Raw genomic sequence first — 14525 nt, forward strand, 5'->3', positions numbered from 1 at the left:
CAGACTTTTTCGTTATTTTCACTGCATCTATAACGGTCCCAGATGGAAGCATTAACGCTTGAAACAATGATGACGGAGAGACAGTCCAGCAATAAGGGCAAGATGCCTTTTGTGGAAAGCAAGCGCCCCGATATGACTTATATCGCCGCATTGCTGGAACATTGCATTGAGTCCAACATGTGGGCCAATCGGGGTCCGCTTTATCACATGCTCGCGGAGAAATATCAGGATCATATGAATGTTCCTGCGTCCCGCAGTCTTCAGCCCTGCGCCAATGGCGGTATCGGGCTTGAGGCCCTCGCCCGCCTTCTTGACATCAAGTTCGGCAGGCCCATTCGCTGGATCGGCAGTTCCTTCAGCTTCAGCAATCTGGGGCGCGGCTATTTCTCTGGCATGCAATTTATTGATTGCACCGAGCAGGGAATTCTCGATGTAGGCATCCTCGCCGCTCTCGATCCGGACAGTTTCGACGGCTTTGTTGTGACAAACCCGTTCGGCGCCTGGCCCGATTTCAGCCCCTTTATCGACTTTGCCACAAAATCGGGCAAATTCATGTTGATTGACAATGCCGCCGGATTGAGTGAGCGGTTGCCCGACTGGCCTTACCAGAGCTTCAGCCTGCATCACACCAAGCCCTATGGCTCAGGTGAAGGAGGGCTTATTTTAAGCCCGAAGGACGAAGCAGAAGCGGTTTACAATCTGCTGAGCTACAGTCCGCTGACCGAGGCGGAGCGGCCACAATGGATCAACAATGGCAAGGTTTCCGACATTGCCTGCGCCTTCCAGATTGAACGGCTTGACCATTGCCATATCTGGAAACCGGGCTATCAGGAACAGACAGAACGGATCATAGGAATTGCGGCACAGGCCGGTCTCAAACCCCTGTATGATTTTAACATCAAGATTCCGGCGACAAGCCTGCCCTTTTGCAGCGCGGACACCATTCCCGAAGAAAAGGTACATACGACCAAGTATCTGACTTTTTCCAAATATTATCAGCCGCTTGCACCGACACCCGTATGCGCGGATATTTTTGCCCGGCTGGTGAATATCCCCTGTCATCCCGATGTAGCGCTTATTCCGGATGACAAGCTCTTGCAGGATTTTTTGCACTTCACAAGCAGATCAGCGGCGAAATTCGGCTAAACGCTGATCCACCAAAAACCACCTCGCGCCCGGTCCGTCTCCGACGCCGGGCCGGTTTTATCCTTTCGCCCTGTTTGCGATAAAAAAGCCGCCACAAAAATTGTTGCAGTTACATTTTCCGCCCCCTATCCTCATTAAACAACTTCCTAATAAAAGGAAGGGTAATGGGAGGAAATCAGAATGTATCCAGGGAAATATGCAACAGAAAATCCCGATCGGCCGGCCTTTATCATGGCCTCAACGGGAGAAGCTGTCACCTACCGCGACTATGAAGCGCGAGTGAACAGGCTGGCCCATCTGCTGCAACGTGAAGGACTGAAACAGCGGGATCATTATGCCATCTTCATGGAAAATAACGCCTGGTATATGGAAAGCTGCGCCGCCGGAGAACGGGCAGGACTCTATTATACCTGTATTAACTCCTACCTGACGGCCGACGAGCTTGCCTATATCCTCAACAATAGCGAATCCAAGATTCTGATTACCTCCAGGGCCAAGAAAAATGTGGCTCGCGACGCCCTGAAACAATGTCCTGATGTGAAGCTGGCGATTGTCGTTGATGATGACAGTGATGATCGCTTCACCAGCCTTCAGGACGCAACCCGTGACTGCCCGTCAACCCCGCTTGAAAATGAACGGCTGGGCCTCTCAATGCTGTATTCTTCGGGCACGACGGGCAAGCCAAAGGGTATTCTGCGCCCCATGCCCGATGCGCATCCGCTGGATCAGATCCCCCTCTATACCTTCCTGCAAAAACTGTGGCTGTATCGGGAGGATATGATCTATCTCTCTCCCGCGCCGCTTTATCATTCCGCCCCGCAGGCCGCCGTCAACTTTGTCATTCGTTTTGGTGGCACTGTGATTATCATGGAGCGTTTCGACCCGGAGGAATATCTACGCCTCGTCGAGAAATACCGGGTGACCCATAGCCAACTCGTCCCGACCATGTTTTCGCGCATGCTCAAACTCCCCGAGGAAATTCGCAAGCAGGCCGATATATCCTCTCTCGAGGTTGCAATCCACGCGGCGGCGCCCTGCCCGGTTCAGGTAAAGCATGACATGATCAACTGGTGGGGCCCCATCATTCATGAATATTACGGCGCGACGGAAGGGCTCGGCTTCACCGCCAGCAACAGTGAGGAATGGCTCGCCCATCCCGGTTCGGTCGGCAAGGTCCTGCTGGGCGATTTGCATATTCTGGATGAGGAAATGAACCCCTGCCCGCTCGGCGTATCGGGCACTGTCTGGTTCAAGACGGCGACGGAATTTGAATATTTCAATGATCCGGAACGGACGAAAGAAGCGCTTTCCCCAGATGGCACCATGAGCACGGTTGGCGACATGGGCTATATTGATGAAGATGGCTACCTCTATCTCACCGACCGGGCGACCTTCATGATTGTCTCGGGCGGCGTCAATATTTATCCGCAGGAATGTGAAAATCTCCTGATCACCCATCCGAAAGTGGCTGACGCCGCTGTTTTCGGGGTGCCCAACGAGGATTTTGGGGAAGAGGTCAAAGCCGTTATCCAGCCAATGCCGGCACATTCCCCCGATGCAGAGCTGGCGGCTGAGCTTGATGCTTTCTGCCGGTCGCATCTGTCACCGCAGAAATGCCCGCGATCCTTTGACTTTGAAGAACAGCTTCCGCGATTGCCGACGGGCAAGCTGTATAAACGCCTGCTCCGCGACCGTTATTGGGGAAATAAAACCAGCCGCATCGTCTGATTGGCTTCTTCTGCAGCGGGAACCTGGCCGGATTACGCTGATCGGGGCTTGCCCACGGCGTAATCTGCATTATTATCAAGACTTATGGACAAAGTTTCACAGGTCAGAGCCGCAAAATTCGCCATCGGGCAAATCGTCAAGCACCGGATTTATCCCTTCCGGGGCGTGATTTTTGACGTTGACCCGACCTTTAACAACAGTGAGGAATGGTGGGAATCCATTCCCGAAGAAGTGCGACCGAAAAAGGATCAGCCCTTTTACCATCTGTTTGCCGAAAACGCGCAAACCACCTATGAAGCCTATGTTTCGGAACAAAACCTTCTGCTCGATGACAGCGGCATACCCGTCTCGCATCCGGCGGTAAAGGATTTTTTTACCGGCATCGAGGACGGGCACTACATCTTCTCACCACGTTTGCAATCCTGAATCCAAAATACGGCACATGCCAAAATAATTATATACCCGGCAGTCGAATTTGTAGCCGAAATCCCCTAATCAGGATAGCATGTCCCTTGCGTCAATTCATGATAACAAGGGAGGAAAAAACATGCATTGCCAACAAATTATCCATTTTGGCGAACCGCTGGAGGGGCGGGATTATCCAACGCCGGAACCAAAGGGCACAGAAGTCCTGCTGAAGGTCACGGCCTGTGGCGTCTGCCATAGTGATCTGCATATCTGGGAAGGGTATTTTGATCTCGGGCAAGGTCAGAAAATGGACCTTTTGCAACGCATGTCGCTTCCCTTCACACTGGGGCATGAAGTCGTTGGCGAAGTCGCCGCCCTCGGCCCCGAGGCAACCGGTGTCGAAATTGGCGATAAACGCATTGTTTTTCCCTGGATTGGATGCCGAAAATGCGCTGTCTGCAAGGCGGGGGACGAACTGCTCTGCATGTCCCCGCAGACCGTCGGCACCCGATATAACGGCGGCTATGCGGATGAAGTCATTGCCCCGCATCCGAAATATCTGATCCCCTATGACGGCATCCCGACCGAGCTTGCCTGCACCTATGCCTGCTCCGGCCTGACGGCCTATAGCGCCCTCAAAAAGCTGTCCCATCTGAAGGCAGAGGATCACCTGCTGCTGATCGGCGCGGGCGGCGTTGGCCTGTCGGCCGTGCATTTCGCATCCAGCGTCGTCAAGGCGAAAATTATCGTCGCCGATGTCGATGCGACGAAACGCGCCATTGCCCGGCAGTCCGGCGCCCATGCCACGCTTGATAACAGCGATCCACAAGCGGCCCTTGCCGAGCTTCAGGAAATGACCGGCGGCGGCGCGGCAGGCGCCATAGATTTCGTCGGTGCGCCGACAACCGCTCTCTTCGGTTTCAACAGCCTGCGCAAGGGCGGCCATATGATCACGGTTGGGCTTTATGGGGACTCGATGCCGCTTTCCACTGCCATGCTGCCCCTGATGATGCGCACTATTCAGGGCTCCTATGTCGGAACCCTTGAGGAAATGCATGAACTGATGGCGCTGGTTCAGTCCGGAAAGATTGCCCCCATTCCCTATGAAGTGAGGCCGCTGGACGCCGCAAACAGCGCCCTGAACGATCTGAAGGCCGGTAAAGTGAAGGGGCGTGTTGTCCTCAACCCGCGCGCCTGAGATAACAACATAAAAAAAGCCGGGAGCCTGAAACTCCCGGCTTTGTTGTAAAAGTACAACTAATTAGTTGACTGAGACAACTTCTCCGACCGGAACGAACTTCTCACCGTCGAAGGCAATTGGCATCATCGCCTCAATCGGGAAGTAATCGTCAGGGCCTGTCTGAATCTTGACGCCGGGCAGCATCATATCCAGTTCCAGGTCCAGATTGGCGGCTTCCTTCATGACATTCTCGCGGGTCAGGTTATCACCGGCCTGCTTCAGCACCTGCTCCATCGTCTGGGCGACAAGATAGCCATAGGCCGTGAAGGAGCTGGACTGATCGCCATCCGGATAATATTCCTCCATGAACTTCTTCCATTTCTTGTAAGGCTCCGTATCATAGATGCTGGGATCCGTGACATCCTGGAAGTACTGCAAGGAAATAATTCCCTTTGATTCTTCAAGACCTGCGGGCTTGTAAACGGCACCGACGGAGTTCGAAACCGAATTGTTCAAATGCACCGGCTTCCAGTTCAGTTCGTAAATCTTCTTGATTGCCTGAGCGGCAAACTTCGGCGTGGCAACATTGAAGAAAACATTCGCCCCGCTGTCTTTCAGCTTGATAATCTGGGAATTGATCGTCGGGTCGGTCACTTCGTAGCTTTCTTCCGCGACAATCAGTTCAGATGCCTTGTCCCCAAGAACATCCTTCATGCCCTTTACATAGTCTTTGCCATAGTCATCATTCTGATACAGAATCGCGATTTTCGGATCCTTCACATTTTTGAGAACATAGGTACCAAATAGCTGCCCTTCCGTCTGGTAGCTGGGCTGCCACCCCATGGTCCAGGGATAGTTTTCGGGATCGCCCCACTTCGTCGCGCCCGTTGCGACAAAAAGCTGCGGAACCTTTTTCTGGTTCATATAGGCATGAACCGCAGACTGAGTTGGCGTTCCCAGCCCCTGAAAGACGAGAAGAACTTCGTCCTGCTCGACCAGCTTACGGGTCTGTTCCTTTGTTTTTGGCGGGCTGTAGCCGTCATCGAGCGAAATAAATTCGATCTTGCGACCATTGACGCCGCCATTCTCCTTGTTGATCTTGTTGAAATAGGCGTTGATTGATTTGCCAATCTGGCTATAGGCCGCCGCAGGGCCGCTATAGGGCATGGTGTTACCAATCTTGATGCTGGTATCGGTGACGCCCGGTCCATACATCTTTTCGGCCATTGCCGTGGTCGCTGCCATGCCCATTGCGGCAACGGCAGCGAAAGTAATCGCTATTTTTCTCCCGGTATTCATATTGTTCCTCCTGTTAGTATTGATCCCTTGTGGAAGACGAGGGCTACACAAATCACTCAACCCGTTGTCCCGATCCTGCCCCTTATTTTTGTTCTTATGAGATTGACCAGTCCGGTAAATCCCGAGGGCATGACATATATAATGAGAATAAGGATAATGCCGAAAATCGCGTAGGAAAGACCCGTAGAAATTTCTTCCGCAAAATTCGGAATGATCAGAATAAAGAGGCCGCCGAACAGGGCCCCCCAGATGGATCCCGTGCCGCCAACCACCATGCCGATAAACAGCAGGATGGAAAGCTGGAAGGTAAAGCTGTCCGGCGCAACAAATTCTATGATAATTGCCGACAGGGACCCGGCAACCCCTGTATAAAAGGCACTGACCCCGAAGGTGAGCGATTTATAGAGAGAGGTGCTCACTCCCATGGATTTCGCGGCGATTGAATTGTCGCGAATGGCCATCATCGCCCGGCCAGTGCGGCTGTTAATCAGGTTCCAGGCAACCCAGAACATGAACAGCATGATCACAAAGACAATCAGATACCACCACTGATCCATGGTCAGTGGCAGCATTTCCGGAACCGCAGGACGAAAGACGTCAAGCCCCTGCACACCACCAGTCAATTCCTCCAGATGCGAGGATTTCAAAATCTGCGGAATGGCAATCCCGAGCGCGAAGGTGGCAAGCGCCAGATAAAGCCCTTCAAGACGCAGCGCCGGCAGTCCGAATAGGAACCCCGCCACGAAGCAGACAATACCGCCAACTGGAATGGTCGCATACACCGGCCAGCCATAATGAAAATACAAAATGGCCGCCGTATAGGCCCCGATGGCGTAAAAGGCGCTATGGCCCAGCGAAAACTGTCCGTTAAAGCCGGTCAGCAGGTTGAGACCCAGAATCGCAATCGCATAAATCATGACCAAGGTGGCCTGAAAGGTTGTATAGCCGTCCATAAAAAATGGCAAAATCACGCCGATCACGACGAAAAGCGTAACCCATTTGATCGGTATTCTGGCGCCGACAGTCAGCCGCGGATCCATTTTCACCTCTGCATCATCAGCCATGTCATTACACCCTTGTCACAATGGTTTTACCGAACAAGCCATTGGGCTTGAACAAAAGGACGGTCACGATCAGGACCAGCGCAACCGTCAGCTTCAGTTCGCTGCCAATCGCCGGAATATAGGTGCCCGCCAGATTTTCGATGATGCCAACCAGAAAGCCGCCTGCAACGGCGCCGCCCGGGCTTGAAATGCCGCCGACAATTGCCGCCGCGAAGCCATAGAGCAAAATGCCGAGCATCATGTTGGGATCAAGAAAGACAATCGGCGCAATCATCATGCCCGCGACAGCCCCGATGGCCGCCGCCAGCCCCCATCCCAGCGCCAGCATCCACGCGACACGGATGCCCACCAGCTCCGCCGATACCGGGTTGGCCGCCGCCGCCTGCATCGCCATGCCGACCCGCGTGAATTTGAAAAAGCTGAAGATTGCCAGCAGCAGGATCAGCGTCACAAAAAACATCCCGACTTCATGCAGCCCGATCAGACCCCCGAAAGAACCACTTGGAAAGGGCGAGGGGAACGTCTTGATGGTATGATCCCAGATGGCGCCCGCCGTACTGTTAAAAATCGCGATAAGCCCGATGAAGACAACGATATGGCTCAGCACCGGCGCATGATGCAGCGGTTTGATGATAATCCGCTCAATCGCCAAACCGCCCAGGAACGAGACAATAATCGTAATAAAAAAGGCGGCCCAGTATGGGACACCCGCCGCAATCAATGACCAGCAGATATAGGTGCTGAACATTGCCATTTCGCCCTGCGCGAAGTTGAAATGATCGATTGCCTGATAGATCATCACAACCGCGAGCGCCAGGCAGGCATAAATTGCGCCATTCGCAATCCCGGTCAGTATCTGTTGCAGAAATAGATCCATGGGAATGTTTCCTAATATCCTAAGTAGGACCGGCGAACGGTCTCATTTTCCAGAATGGACTGCGAGGTTCCCGAAATGACAATATTTCCGGTTTCCAGAAGATAGGCATGATCCGCCATCTCAAGCGCCAGCGCCGCGTTCTGCTCGACCAGCAGCATGCTCACCCCTTCCTCGACATTGATCCGTTTGAGGATGGCGAACAGTTCCTGGACAATCAGCGGCGCCAGGCCGAAAGAGGGCTCGTCCAGCAGCAACAGCCGCGGCCGCAGCATCAGCGCCCGACCAACGGCCAGCATCTGCGCTTCCCCGCCGCTCAGCGTTCCCGCCTGCTGGGTCCGCCGTTGCTTCAAAATCGGAAAATAGCTGTATACCCGCTCGATATCTTCAGCAATTCCAGCCTTGTCATTCCGGCTATAGGCGCCAAGATTGAGATTATCCTCCGTCGACATGCGGACGAAGGTGCCGCGCCCCTCCGGTACATGCGCTATCCCCTGCCGGGTAATATCCGCTGTCGCCATAGCGCCGATATCTGTTTCTTCCAGCTTGATTTCCCCGCTCCGGGTCACCATGCCGCTGATCGCCCGCAAAGTTGTGGTTTTGCCGGCGCCATTGGCGCCCAGAATGGTCGTCACGCCGCCTTTTTCCAGGCTGAAATCCAGCCCGTTTAGTACATTTGTCGGCCCATAGGAGGCATGCAGCCCTTTTACCTCAAGTAAATGACTCATTTTTTGCCCGTCCCCAGATAAGCCTCAATCACATCGGGATGACGCTGAATGTCCGCTGGCGCCCCTTCGGCAAGCTTTCGTCCGAAATTGAGGGCGATGACCTTTTCGGACACTTCCATCACCAGCCCCATATGATGTTCCACCAGCAGGACCGTGGTGCCGAATTCATCCCGGATCCGGCGGATCGTATCGACAAGCAGGGAAAGTTCATTGTGGTTGAGGCCGCCCGCCGGTTCGTCCATCAGCAGGAGTTTCGGCCGCCCGAGCAACGCCCGGGCAACCTCCAGCCGTTTCTGGATACCAAAGGACAGATCCCCGATGCGATGAAGCGCGGTATCTTCCAACTCCATGAAACGCAGCATTTCCAATGCCCGGCGCCGCAACTCCCGCTCTTCCCGCCGGGTCCAGGGTAGATGCAGGGCATTGCTGAGATAGTCCGACTTTGCCGTTGAATGCCCGCCAATCATGATATTGTCGAGAACGCTCAGGTTGGAAAACAGGGCAAGATTCTGAAACGTCCGGCCAATCCCGATTGAGCTCATTTTATGGACCGGACTTTTCAGGATTGATTCCCCGCAGAACAGGATATCCCCGAAATTGACGTTATAAAGTCGGCTGATACAGTTGAAAAGCGTCGTCTTTCCCGCCCCATTCGGCCCGATCAATCCGACGATCTGGCCTGGAGCAATATCAAATGAGACGCCATCAAGGGCGACAATGCCGCCGAAATGCACACTGACATCCCGGACACTCATAAGGGCATTTGACGCCGAAACATCCGCAGATGTTTCAAGGTTTAAATTTTTTTCCAATCACAGCTTATGGATGCATACGCTTCCAGATGCATATCACACGACATATGAAACGCTTCCGGACGCCTAGGCGTCCACCCTCCCAGTTAAAAACGTTCTTTATTCGTTATTTGCGGGTAACTGTGCCTGATATTTTTTTGTTTGGCTAGAGGAAAATTTATCGCCCCGGCTTTAAACCGTTTGATTTTCAATCATTTACAATGGGCCGCTTTACTAAGAAATATTCGCATATCAAATAGTAAAGCGGCCCATTAAACTTATATAAGCATAAACAAGTAATAATATAAATTACCTGATTACTTATTTTGCGCGTATCTTTTTCAGGAAGCCTTCAACCTCCCGATCAAGATCCATTACCTCTTTTGCGAGTTCATTGGAGACACCTTGTACTTCCTGGGCGGTTTCCCCGGTGGACACAGCGGCATCTTTCACCAGATTGATATTCTGCGACACTTCCTGCGCGCCGTCCGCCGCCTGACGGACGCTACGTGAAATCTCGTCGGTCGCTGCCCCCTGCTCTTCCACCGCCGCGGAGATCATGGTCGCGATGCTGTTGATTTTGCCGATAGTCTGGGTAATTCCGCCAATCGCGCCAACCGCATTGCCCGTCTCTTCCTGAACGGCCTTGATCTGTTCGGAAATTTCTTCCGTTGCCCGCGCCGTCTGGGCAGCAAGATTCTTAACCTCGCTGGCGACAACCGCAAAGCCCTTGCCGGCATCACCCGCCCGGGCGGCCTCGATCGTGGCGTTCAGAGCGAGGAGATTGGTCTGTCCGGCAATGTTGTTGATCAGATCAACCACTGCGCCAATCCGGGACGCCGCCTCGTTCAGCGACGTCACCATCATATTTGTCCTCTCGGCTTCCGACACGGCCTCGCCGGCAATGGAGGCGGCATCGCTGACCTGACGGCTGATTTCACTAATAGAAGCCGTCAGCTCTTCCGTCGCGGTTGCAACGGCATTCACACTGGAAGTCGCAAGATCCGAGGCGGAGGCAACCGTCGTGGTGCGCCCGGCCGTGTCATCCGCCGATACGGACATGGATTTCGACATTTTTGACATTTCCGCAGCCGCGGCGGCAAATTTCTCGACGAGATGCTTGACGCTGCCTTCAAAGGTATCCGCCAGCTGGTTACGCTCCTGCTCCTTGGTTTCATTCGCTTCACGGGCCAGACGCTCGCGCTCTTCCCGGGCCGCCCGCTCCGTTTCCCGCTGTTCCGCTTCACTGCGGCTCTTTTCCTCTTCGCGCTTGCGCCGTTCTTCTTCGGCTTCGTTGCGTGCCTTTTCAGCATCCCGCGCCGTATCCCGGAAGCCGACCAGCGCGCGACCCATCCGGGCAATCTCGTCCCTGCCGTCCCGATAAATTTCGGCATTCAGATCCCCCTGTGACAGGCGATCCGCAGACGCGACGAGCAATAGCAGCCTCCGGATGATATTCCGGCGTATATAGAACAACCCGATGAGAATGGTCACCAGCAAGGCGCTCACTGCACAGATGATAAGCGTAATTTTCGTCGTATCGGCCAACTGCTGATTAGCAGCCGTCGCGGTGGCAAATGACCCCTGTACTTCCGATGTGAAGGTATGAACATTCTGCACAAGGGCGCCAGCCAGAAACTGGCTTTCATCGACGATCTTATCGGCCGCCAGCGCCGCCTCAAGCTCCTGCACACGTGTCTGGAAAACATTGACGGATGTATCGCTGTTATCCTTCACACCCATTTCAAGAAACTCCTGAAACAGGCTGGACAGTTGTTTGGATTTGTCGGCACCGGTCTGTTCTTCAATGGAACTTAGCGGCCCACCCATGGTGGAGATGGAGGCAAGGAAAACGGCTTCGAAATCACGCACCCCCTCTATCGTCGTCGCCTGTGCGCCTGCGGCCAGCAGATTGAGCATCTGGAACCCGCTGCTCTTGAATGTGAAAACATCTTCCTGCAAGGACAGAACACTCATTGCTTCTGTCGACAGGCTGGACGTATTATATTCAGGCTTAACGCCATTGGCGGCCTGTTCGAGCGCCGTAGTCAGCGTATCGCTCCACTGGTCGGAATTCTGGATCATCCGCAACCGCAGCGGAAGCAAAAATGGAGTCAGCCCTGTATCGAGAACTTCACGGGCTTCTTCCAGCTTCGGTGTAACCGTCTCAAGACGCGCGGCAAGCTTAAGGCGCGTATCCACCTGATCATTCAACCGGGTCAGGCTGTCCTGAATCTGAACCAGCCCGTTGCTGATTTCCTGCAAAGAGGTGTTGTCATCCATATACTGACGCAGCGCATCAAGCCGTTCAGTCGCCTGGTTGGCGGCGACTGTAATACGCTTATAGCTCTGGAGGCGTTCCGCCTCGCTCATCGCGCCACTAAGCTGCGGCGTTGCAGCAGTAAGCGCTGTGGTTTCATTGGCGAGATTGAGGGCCAGCGTGATTGCCGGGAGCTTCTGTTCTATCAGATCTTTCTCTGCCGCCGTCAGCCTGTCAAGGCTGAACCAACTCACAACGGAGATGGCAACCGTCAGGACGGCAACGATCGAGAATGAGGCGATCAGACGGGGACCGATGCCAAATTTCGCGTCACCGGAAACCGGTTTTTTGCCGGAGGCGGACGCCTTTAAACCCTTGAACCACTGTTTTTTTATTATCCCGAACATAGTAACCGAAACTCCCGATGGTTGTCTTCATAACCGACTATTAGCGAAGAAAAATTAACAAGAGGTTATAAAAACCAAATACATCCGGGGGGAGGTCCCTCTCCCGTCACGAGCAACGGGGAGGGCTTCTACGGCATTGTGATGGAATTTCGATTTTATCGGCTGGCCTTTCCGTCTCCGCTGCACCACAATTCCCTATATCTGCAACATTTAGATGGATCCCCTCTATGCGACAGGCATTATTTCCCGCTTTATCAACCACATTCACGGCAATGCTGTTTCTTTTGGCGGCTTTCCTGCCGTCTTCACAAAGCTACGCGGCGGAGGAAACAGCCATCCTCGCAGGTGGGTGTTTCTGGTGTGTGGAATCTGACTTCGATCATGTCCCAGGCGTTGTATCAACGGTATCCGGATATATCGGCGGAGAGACGCCCAACCCCACCTACAAGCAAGTATCCGCAGGCGGGACCGGATATATTGAAGCGGTAAAAATCACTTTTGATCCCGCCACCATTTCTTATGACAAGCTGCTGGACATATTCTGGCGAAGCGTCGATCCCACTGATGACGGCGGCCAGTTCTGCGACCGGGGTGAAAGCTATAAAACAGCTATTTTCACAATATCCGATGCACAAAATGACATTGCAACCCAATCGAAAGTGACGCTGGAACAGTCCGGGAAGCTCCCCCACACTGTCGTAACAGCAATCCGGCACGCGACGACATTCTACCCGGCTGAAGATTACCATCAGGACTATTACAACAAAAACCCTATCCGTTATAAATACTACCGCTTTAGCTGTGGCCGGGACGCACGAGTTGAAGAGCTCTGGGGGAAGGAGGCGCACCGGGGAATATTGATGAATTGATCTGACCGCGCCTATTCCGCTCCATAAATCAAGTCTCCGGAAGGGGACAAATCCGTGTAAATTCTCAACAACATTAAATAATGTGGTCAAAGCCGGAGGCGCGATTTAGAATGCTTTGAAATAATACAGTTGAAATCGGGCCAGGGTCGTCAACATGGCGTCCTAATAATGATAAGAAAAGGCACGCAGGTGACAATTTCTGATTCCCTTAAGAACAGCACGACCCTGCAGGGGATATCCTGGATGATTCTGACGACTTTCCTGTTCGTCGCCATGAACGGGATTGTTCGCTATCTCGGCGGGGCGCTCCCCGCAGCGGAGTCCGCGTTTCTACGCTATTTCCTTGGCACCCTGATTATCCTGCCAATGGTTATCAAAAATTGGCCAGGATATGTCAGTCGAAAAGATACCGGATTGTTCCTGCTGCGGGGGCTGTTTCACGGCATTGGCGTTGCCCTGTGGTTTTACGCCATGGCGCATATACCCATGGCCGAGGTGACGGCTATCGGTTACGTCTCTCCTATTTTTATCACCATCGGCGCCGCGCTTTTCCTCGGGGAACGGCTACAGCTACCGCGTATACTTGGCGTGCTCTGCGGCATTCTTGGAACTTTGATCATTCTCCGGCCCGGTTTTCAGGACATTAATCTGGGCCAGATCGCTCAGCTTTGTGCGGCGCCGCTTTTTGCCGCGTCCTTTGTCATCGCCAAAAAGCTGACGGAAACGCAAAGCTCGACCATCATCGTTGGAATGCTGTCTGTCGGTTGCACGATCACGCTCATCCCGGCCACCATTATTCAATGGCAAACACCGACTTTGGAACAGTTCCTGTGGCTCGCGCTCGCGGCAGTGGTCGCCACGCTTGGCCATTATACAATGACACGGGCCCTTCAGGCGGCCCCCATCACGCTGACCCAGCCGCTCAATTTCCTGCAATTGATCTGGGCCACGATCCTCGGCATTCTGTTGTTTGGAGATCCGCTCGATCCTTTCGTTCTGATCGGCGGCGCTGTGATTATTGGATCGGCTACCTATATATCTCACAGGGAGTTGAGACGCAGCCGATTGGAGCGCGAGAGACGCATAGCTGACATATGAGGGAGGGAACGTTGAAAGTTGAATATCACTACGATTTTGGAAGCCCCAACTGTTATCTGGCGCACAAGGTCATTCCCGGCATTGAAAAGCGCACTGGCGTTTCATTCACCTATTTCCCGATTCTTCTGGGCGGCGTTTTTAAGCTGACCAACAATATCTCGCCGATCCAGCAGTTCGCGGACATTCCGCACAAGATGGCATATATGCGCCTTGAAATGCAGCGCTTCATAAAGGAGCACGGCCTCGCAAAATTCCGGATGAACCCGCATTTCCCTGTCAATACCGTGCAGATGATGCGCGGCGCCATCGTGGCGGAGGAAGAAGGCTATGCGCCTGCATATGTGGACGCCATGCTGACCGCCATGTGGGAAGACGGCAAAAAGATGGACAACCCCGCCGTCATCATTGAAACCCTCGATGCGGCGGGGCTCAACGGCGCGCATATACTGGAGCGGATACAGGAACAGTCGGTGAAAGACAAGCTGATCGCCAACACCAGCAGCTCCGCCGAACGGGGCTGCTTCGGCGCACCAACTTTTTTCGTTGGCGATGAAATGTATTTCGGCAAGGACCGTCTTGAAGCGGTTGAGCGGGAAATCATGCGGCGAAAATAGGTCACTGCAAATCAATGACGCGACGTCCCCGTAAAAGGGGACGCCGCATGATGTCATCA

General features: G+C 53.6%; 13 protein-coding genes. 7 read left to right on the plus strand and 6 right to left on the minus strand.

Annotated features, from left to right (window positions below; all coding sequences use genetic code 11):
- The first annotated feature begins 42 nt into the window (after positions 1-42).
- The 4 genes from CMN55_RS15455 to CMN55_RS15470 all read left to right on the plus strand — a co-directional run bounded on the left by CMN55_RS15455 (position 43) and on the right by CMN55_RS15470 (position 4480).
- Positions 43-1146 carry a PLP-dependent aminotransferase family protein gene (locus CMN55_RS15455; protein WP_293950919.1) on the plus strand — a complete coding sequence of 368 codons (1104 nt, stop codon included), beginning with the start codon at positions 43-45 and terminating at the stop codon, positions 1144-1146.
- A 180-nt stretch (positions 1147-1326) separates the two neighbouring features.
- Complete coding sequence (locus tag CMN55_RS15460) at positions 1327-2874, plus strand: AMP-binding protein (RefSeq protein ID WP_293950921.1); 1548 nt, start codon at positions 1327-1329, stop codon at positions 2872-2874.
- A gap of 84 nt (positions 2875-2958) precedes the next feature.
- Complete coding sequence (hspQ, locus tag CMN55_RS15465) at positions 2959-3300, plus strand: heat shock protein HspQ (protein ID WP_293950923.1); 342 nt, start codon at positions 2959-2961, stop codon at positions 3298-3300.
- 121 nt (positions 3301-3421) lie between these two features.
- Positions 3422-4480 (plus strand): alcohol dehydrogenase, encoded by a 1059-nt coding sequence (locus tag CMN55_RS15470; RefSeq protein WP_293950925.1) that lies wholly within the window; start codon positions 3422-3424, stop codon positions 4478-4480.
- A gap of 63 nt (positions 4481-4543) precedes the next feature.
- Here CMN55_RS15470 and CMN55_RS15475 read toward each other — a convergent pair whose 3' ends face one another.
- The 6 genes from CMN55_RS15475 to CMN55_RS15500 all read right to left on the minus strand — a co-directional run bounded on the left by CMN55_RS15475 (position 4544) and on the right by CMN55_RS15500 (position 11885).
- Complete coding sequence (locus tag CMN55_RS15475) at positions 4544-5761, minus strand: ABC transporter substrate-binding protein (protein ID WP_293950927.1); 1218 nt, start codon at positions 5759-5761, stop codon at positions 4544-4546.
- Positions 5762-5817: 56 nt separating this feature from the next.
- Positions 5818-6825, minus strand: coding sequence for a branched-chain amino acid ABC transporter permease (locus CMN55_RS15480; RefSeq protein ID WP_293950929.1), 1008 nt, complete (start codon positions 6823-6825; stop codon positions 5818-5820).
- Between the two features lie 4 nt (positions 6826-6829).
- Positions 6830-7702: a branched-chain amino acid ABC transporter permease gene (locus tag CMN55_RS15485; protein ID WP_293950931.1), complete on the minus strand. Its 873-nt coding sequence runs from the start codon at positions 7700-7702 to the stop codon at positions 6830-6832.
- An 11-nt stretch (positions 7703-7713) separates the two neighbouring features.
- Positions 7714-8427, minus strand: a complete 714-nt coding sequence (locus CMN55_RS15490; protein ID WP_293950933.1) for an ABC transporter ATP-binding protein — start codon at positions 8425-8427, stop codon at positions 7714-7716.
- Positions 8424-9182: an ABC transporter ATP-binding protein gene (locus CMN55_RS15495; RefSeq protein ID WP_293950935.1), complete on the minus strand. Its 759-nt coding sequence runs from the start codon at positions 9180-9182 to the stop codon at positions 8424-8426. Before CMN55_RS15495 ends, CMN55_RS15490 begins: the two co-directional genes overlap by 4 nt.
- Before the next feature lie 357 nt (positions 9183-9539).
- Complete coding sequence (locus CMN55_RS15500) at positions 9540-11885, minus strand: methyl-accepting chemotaxis protein (protein WP_293950937.1); 2346 nt, start codon at positions 11883-11885, stop codon at positions 9540-9542.
- 227 nt (positions 11886-12112) lie between these two features.
- On the opposite strand from CMN55_RS15500, the gene msrA reads away from it, so the two are divergent.
- The 3 genes from msrA (at position 12113) to CMN55_RS15515 (ending at position 14466) form a co-directional block, all read left to right on the plus strand.
- Positions 12113-12754 carry a peptide-methionine (S)-S-oxide reductase MsrA gene (gene msrA, locus CMN55_RS15505; protein WP_293950939.1) on the plus strand — a complete coding sequence of 214 codons (642 nt, stop codon included), beginning with the start codon at positions 12113-12115 and terminating at the stop codon, positions 12752-12754.
- A 243-nt stretch (positions 12755-12997) separates the two neighbouring features.
- Positions 12998-13852, plus strand: a complete 855-nt coding sequence (locus tag CMN55_RS15510; RefSeq protein ID WP_293950941.1) for a DMT family transporter — start codon at positions 12998-13000, stop codon at positions 13850-13852.
- On the plus strand, positions 13849-14466 hold the full coding sequence (locus tag CMN55_RS15515; protein ID WP_366932090.1) for a 2-hydroxychromene-2-carboxylate isomerase: 618 nt from the start codon (positions 13849-13851) through the stop codon (positions 14464-14466). Before CMN55_RS15510 ends, CMN55_RS15515 begins: the two co-directional genes overlap by 4 nt.
- Positions 14467-14525 lie beyond the last annotated feature (59 nt).

This window comes from Sneathiella sp. (assembly GCF_002694385.1).
Classification (GTDB): Bacteria; Pseudomonadota; Alphaproteobacteria; order Sneathiellales; family Sneathiellaceae; genus Sneathiella.

Bases quoted from the DNA above. Each gene is read 5' to 3' on its own strand.
- CMN55_RS15455 (WP_293950919.1), top strand. From the start codon at position 43: ATGGAAGCATTAACGCTTGAAACAATGATGACGGAGAGACAGTCCAGC.
- CMN55_RS15460 (WP_293950921.1), top strand. From the start codon at position 1,327: ATGTATCCAGGGAAATATGCAACAGAAAATCCCGATCGGCCGGCCTTT.
- hspQ (WP_293950923.1), top strand. From the start codon at position 2,959: ATGGACAAAGTTTCACAGGTCAGAGCCGCAAAATTCGCCATCGGGCAA.
- CMN55_RS15470 (WP_293950925.1), top strand. From the start codon at position 3,422: ATGCATTGCCAACAAATTATCCATTTTGGCGAACCGCTGGAGGGGCGG.
- CMN55_RS15475 (WP_293950927.1), bottom strand. From the start codon at position 5,761: ATGAATACCGGGAGAAAAATAGCGATTACTTTCGCTGCCGTTGCCGCA.
- CMN55_RS15480 (WP_293950929.1), bottom strand. From the start codon at position 6,825: ATGGCTGATGATGCAGAGGTGAAAATGGATCCGCGGCTGACTGTCGGC.
- CMN55_RS15485 (WP_293950931.1), bottom strand. From the start codon at position 7,702: ATGGATCTATTTCTGCAACAGATACTGACCGGGATTGCGAATGGCGCA.
- CMN55_RS15490 (WP_293950933.1), bottom strand. From the start codon at position 8,427: ATGAGTCATTTACTTGAGGTAAAAGGGCTGCATGCCTCCTATGGGCCG.
- CMN55_RS15495 (WP_293950935.1), bottom strand. From the start codon at position 9,182: ATGAGTGTCCGGGATGTCAGTGTGCATTTCGGCGGCATTGTCGCCCTT.
- CMN55_RS15500 (WP_293950937.1), bottom strand. From the start codon at position 11,885: ATGTTCGGGATAATAAAAAAACAGTGGTTCAAGGGTTTAAAGGCGTCC.
- msrA (WP_293950939.1), top strand. From the start codon at position 12,113: ATGCGACAGGCATTATTTCCCGCTTTATCAACCACATTCACGGCAATG.
- CMN55_RS15510 (WP_293950941.1), top strand. From the start codon at position 12,998: ATGATTCTGACGACTTTCCTGTTCGTCGCCATGAACGGGATTGTTCGC.
- CMN55_RS15515 (WP_366932090.1), top strand. From the start codon at position 13,849: ATGAGGGAGGGAACGTTGAAAGTTGAATATCACTACGATTTTGGAAGC.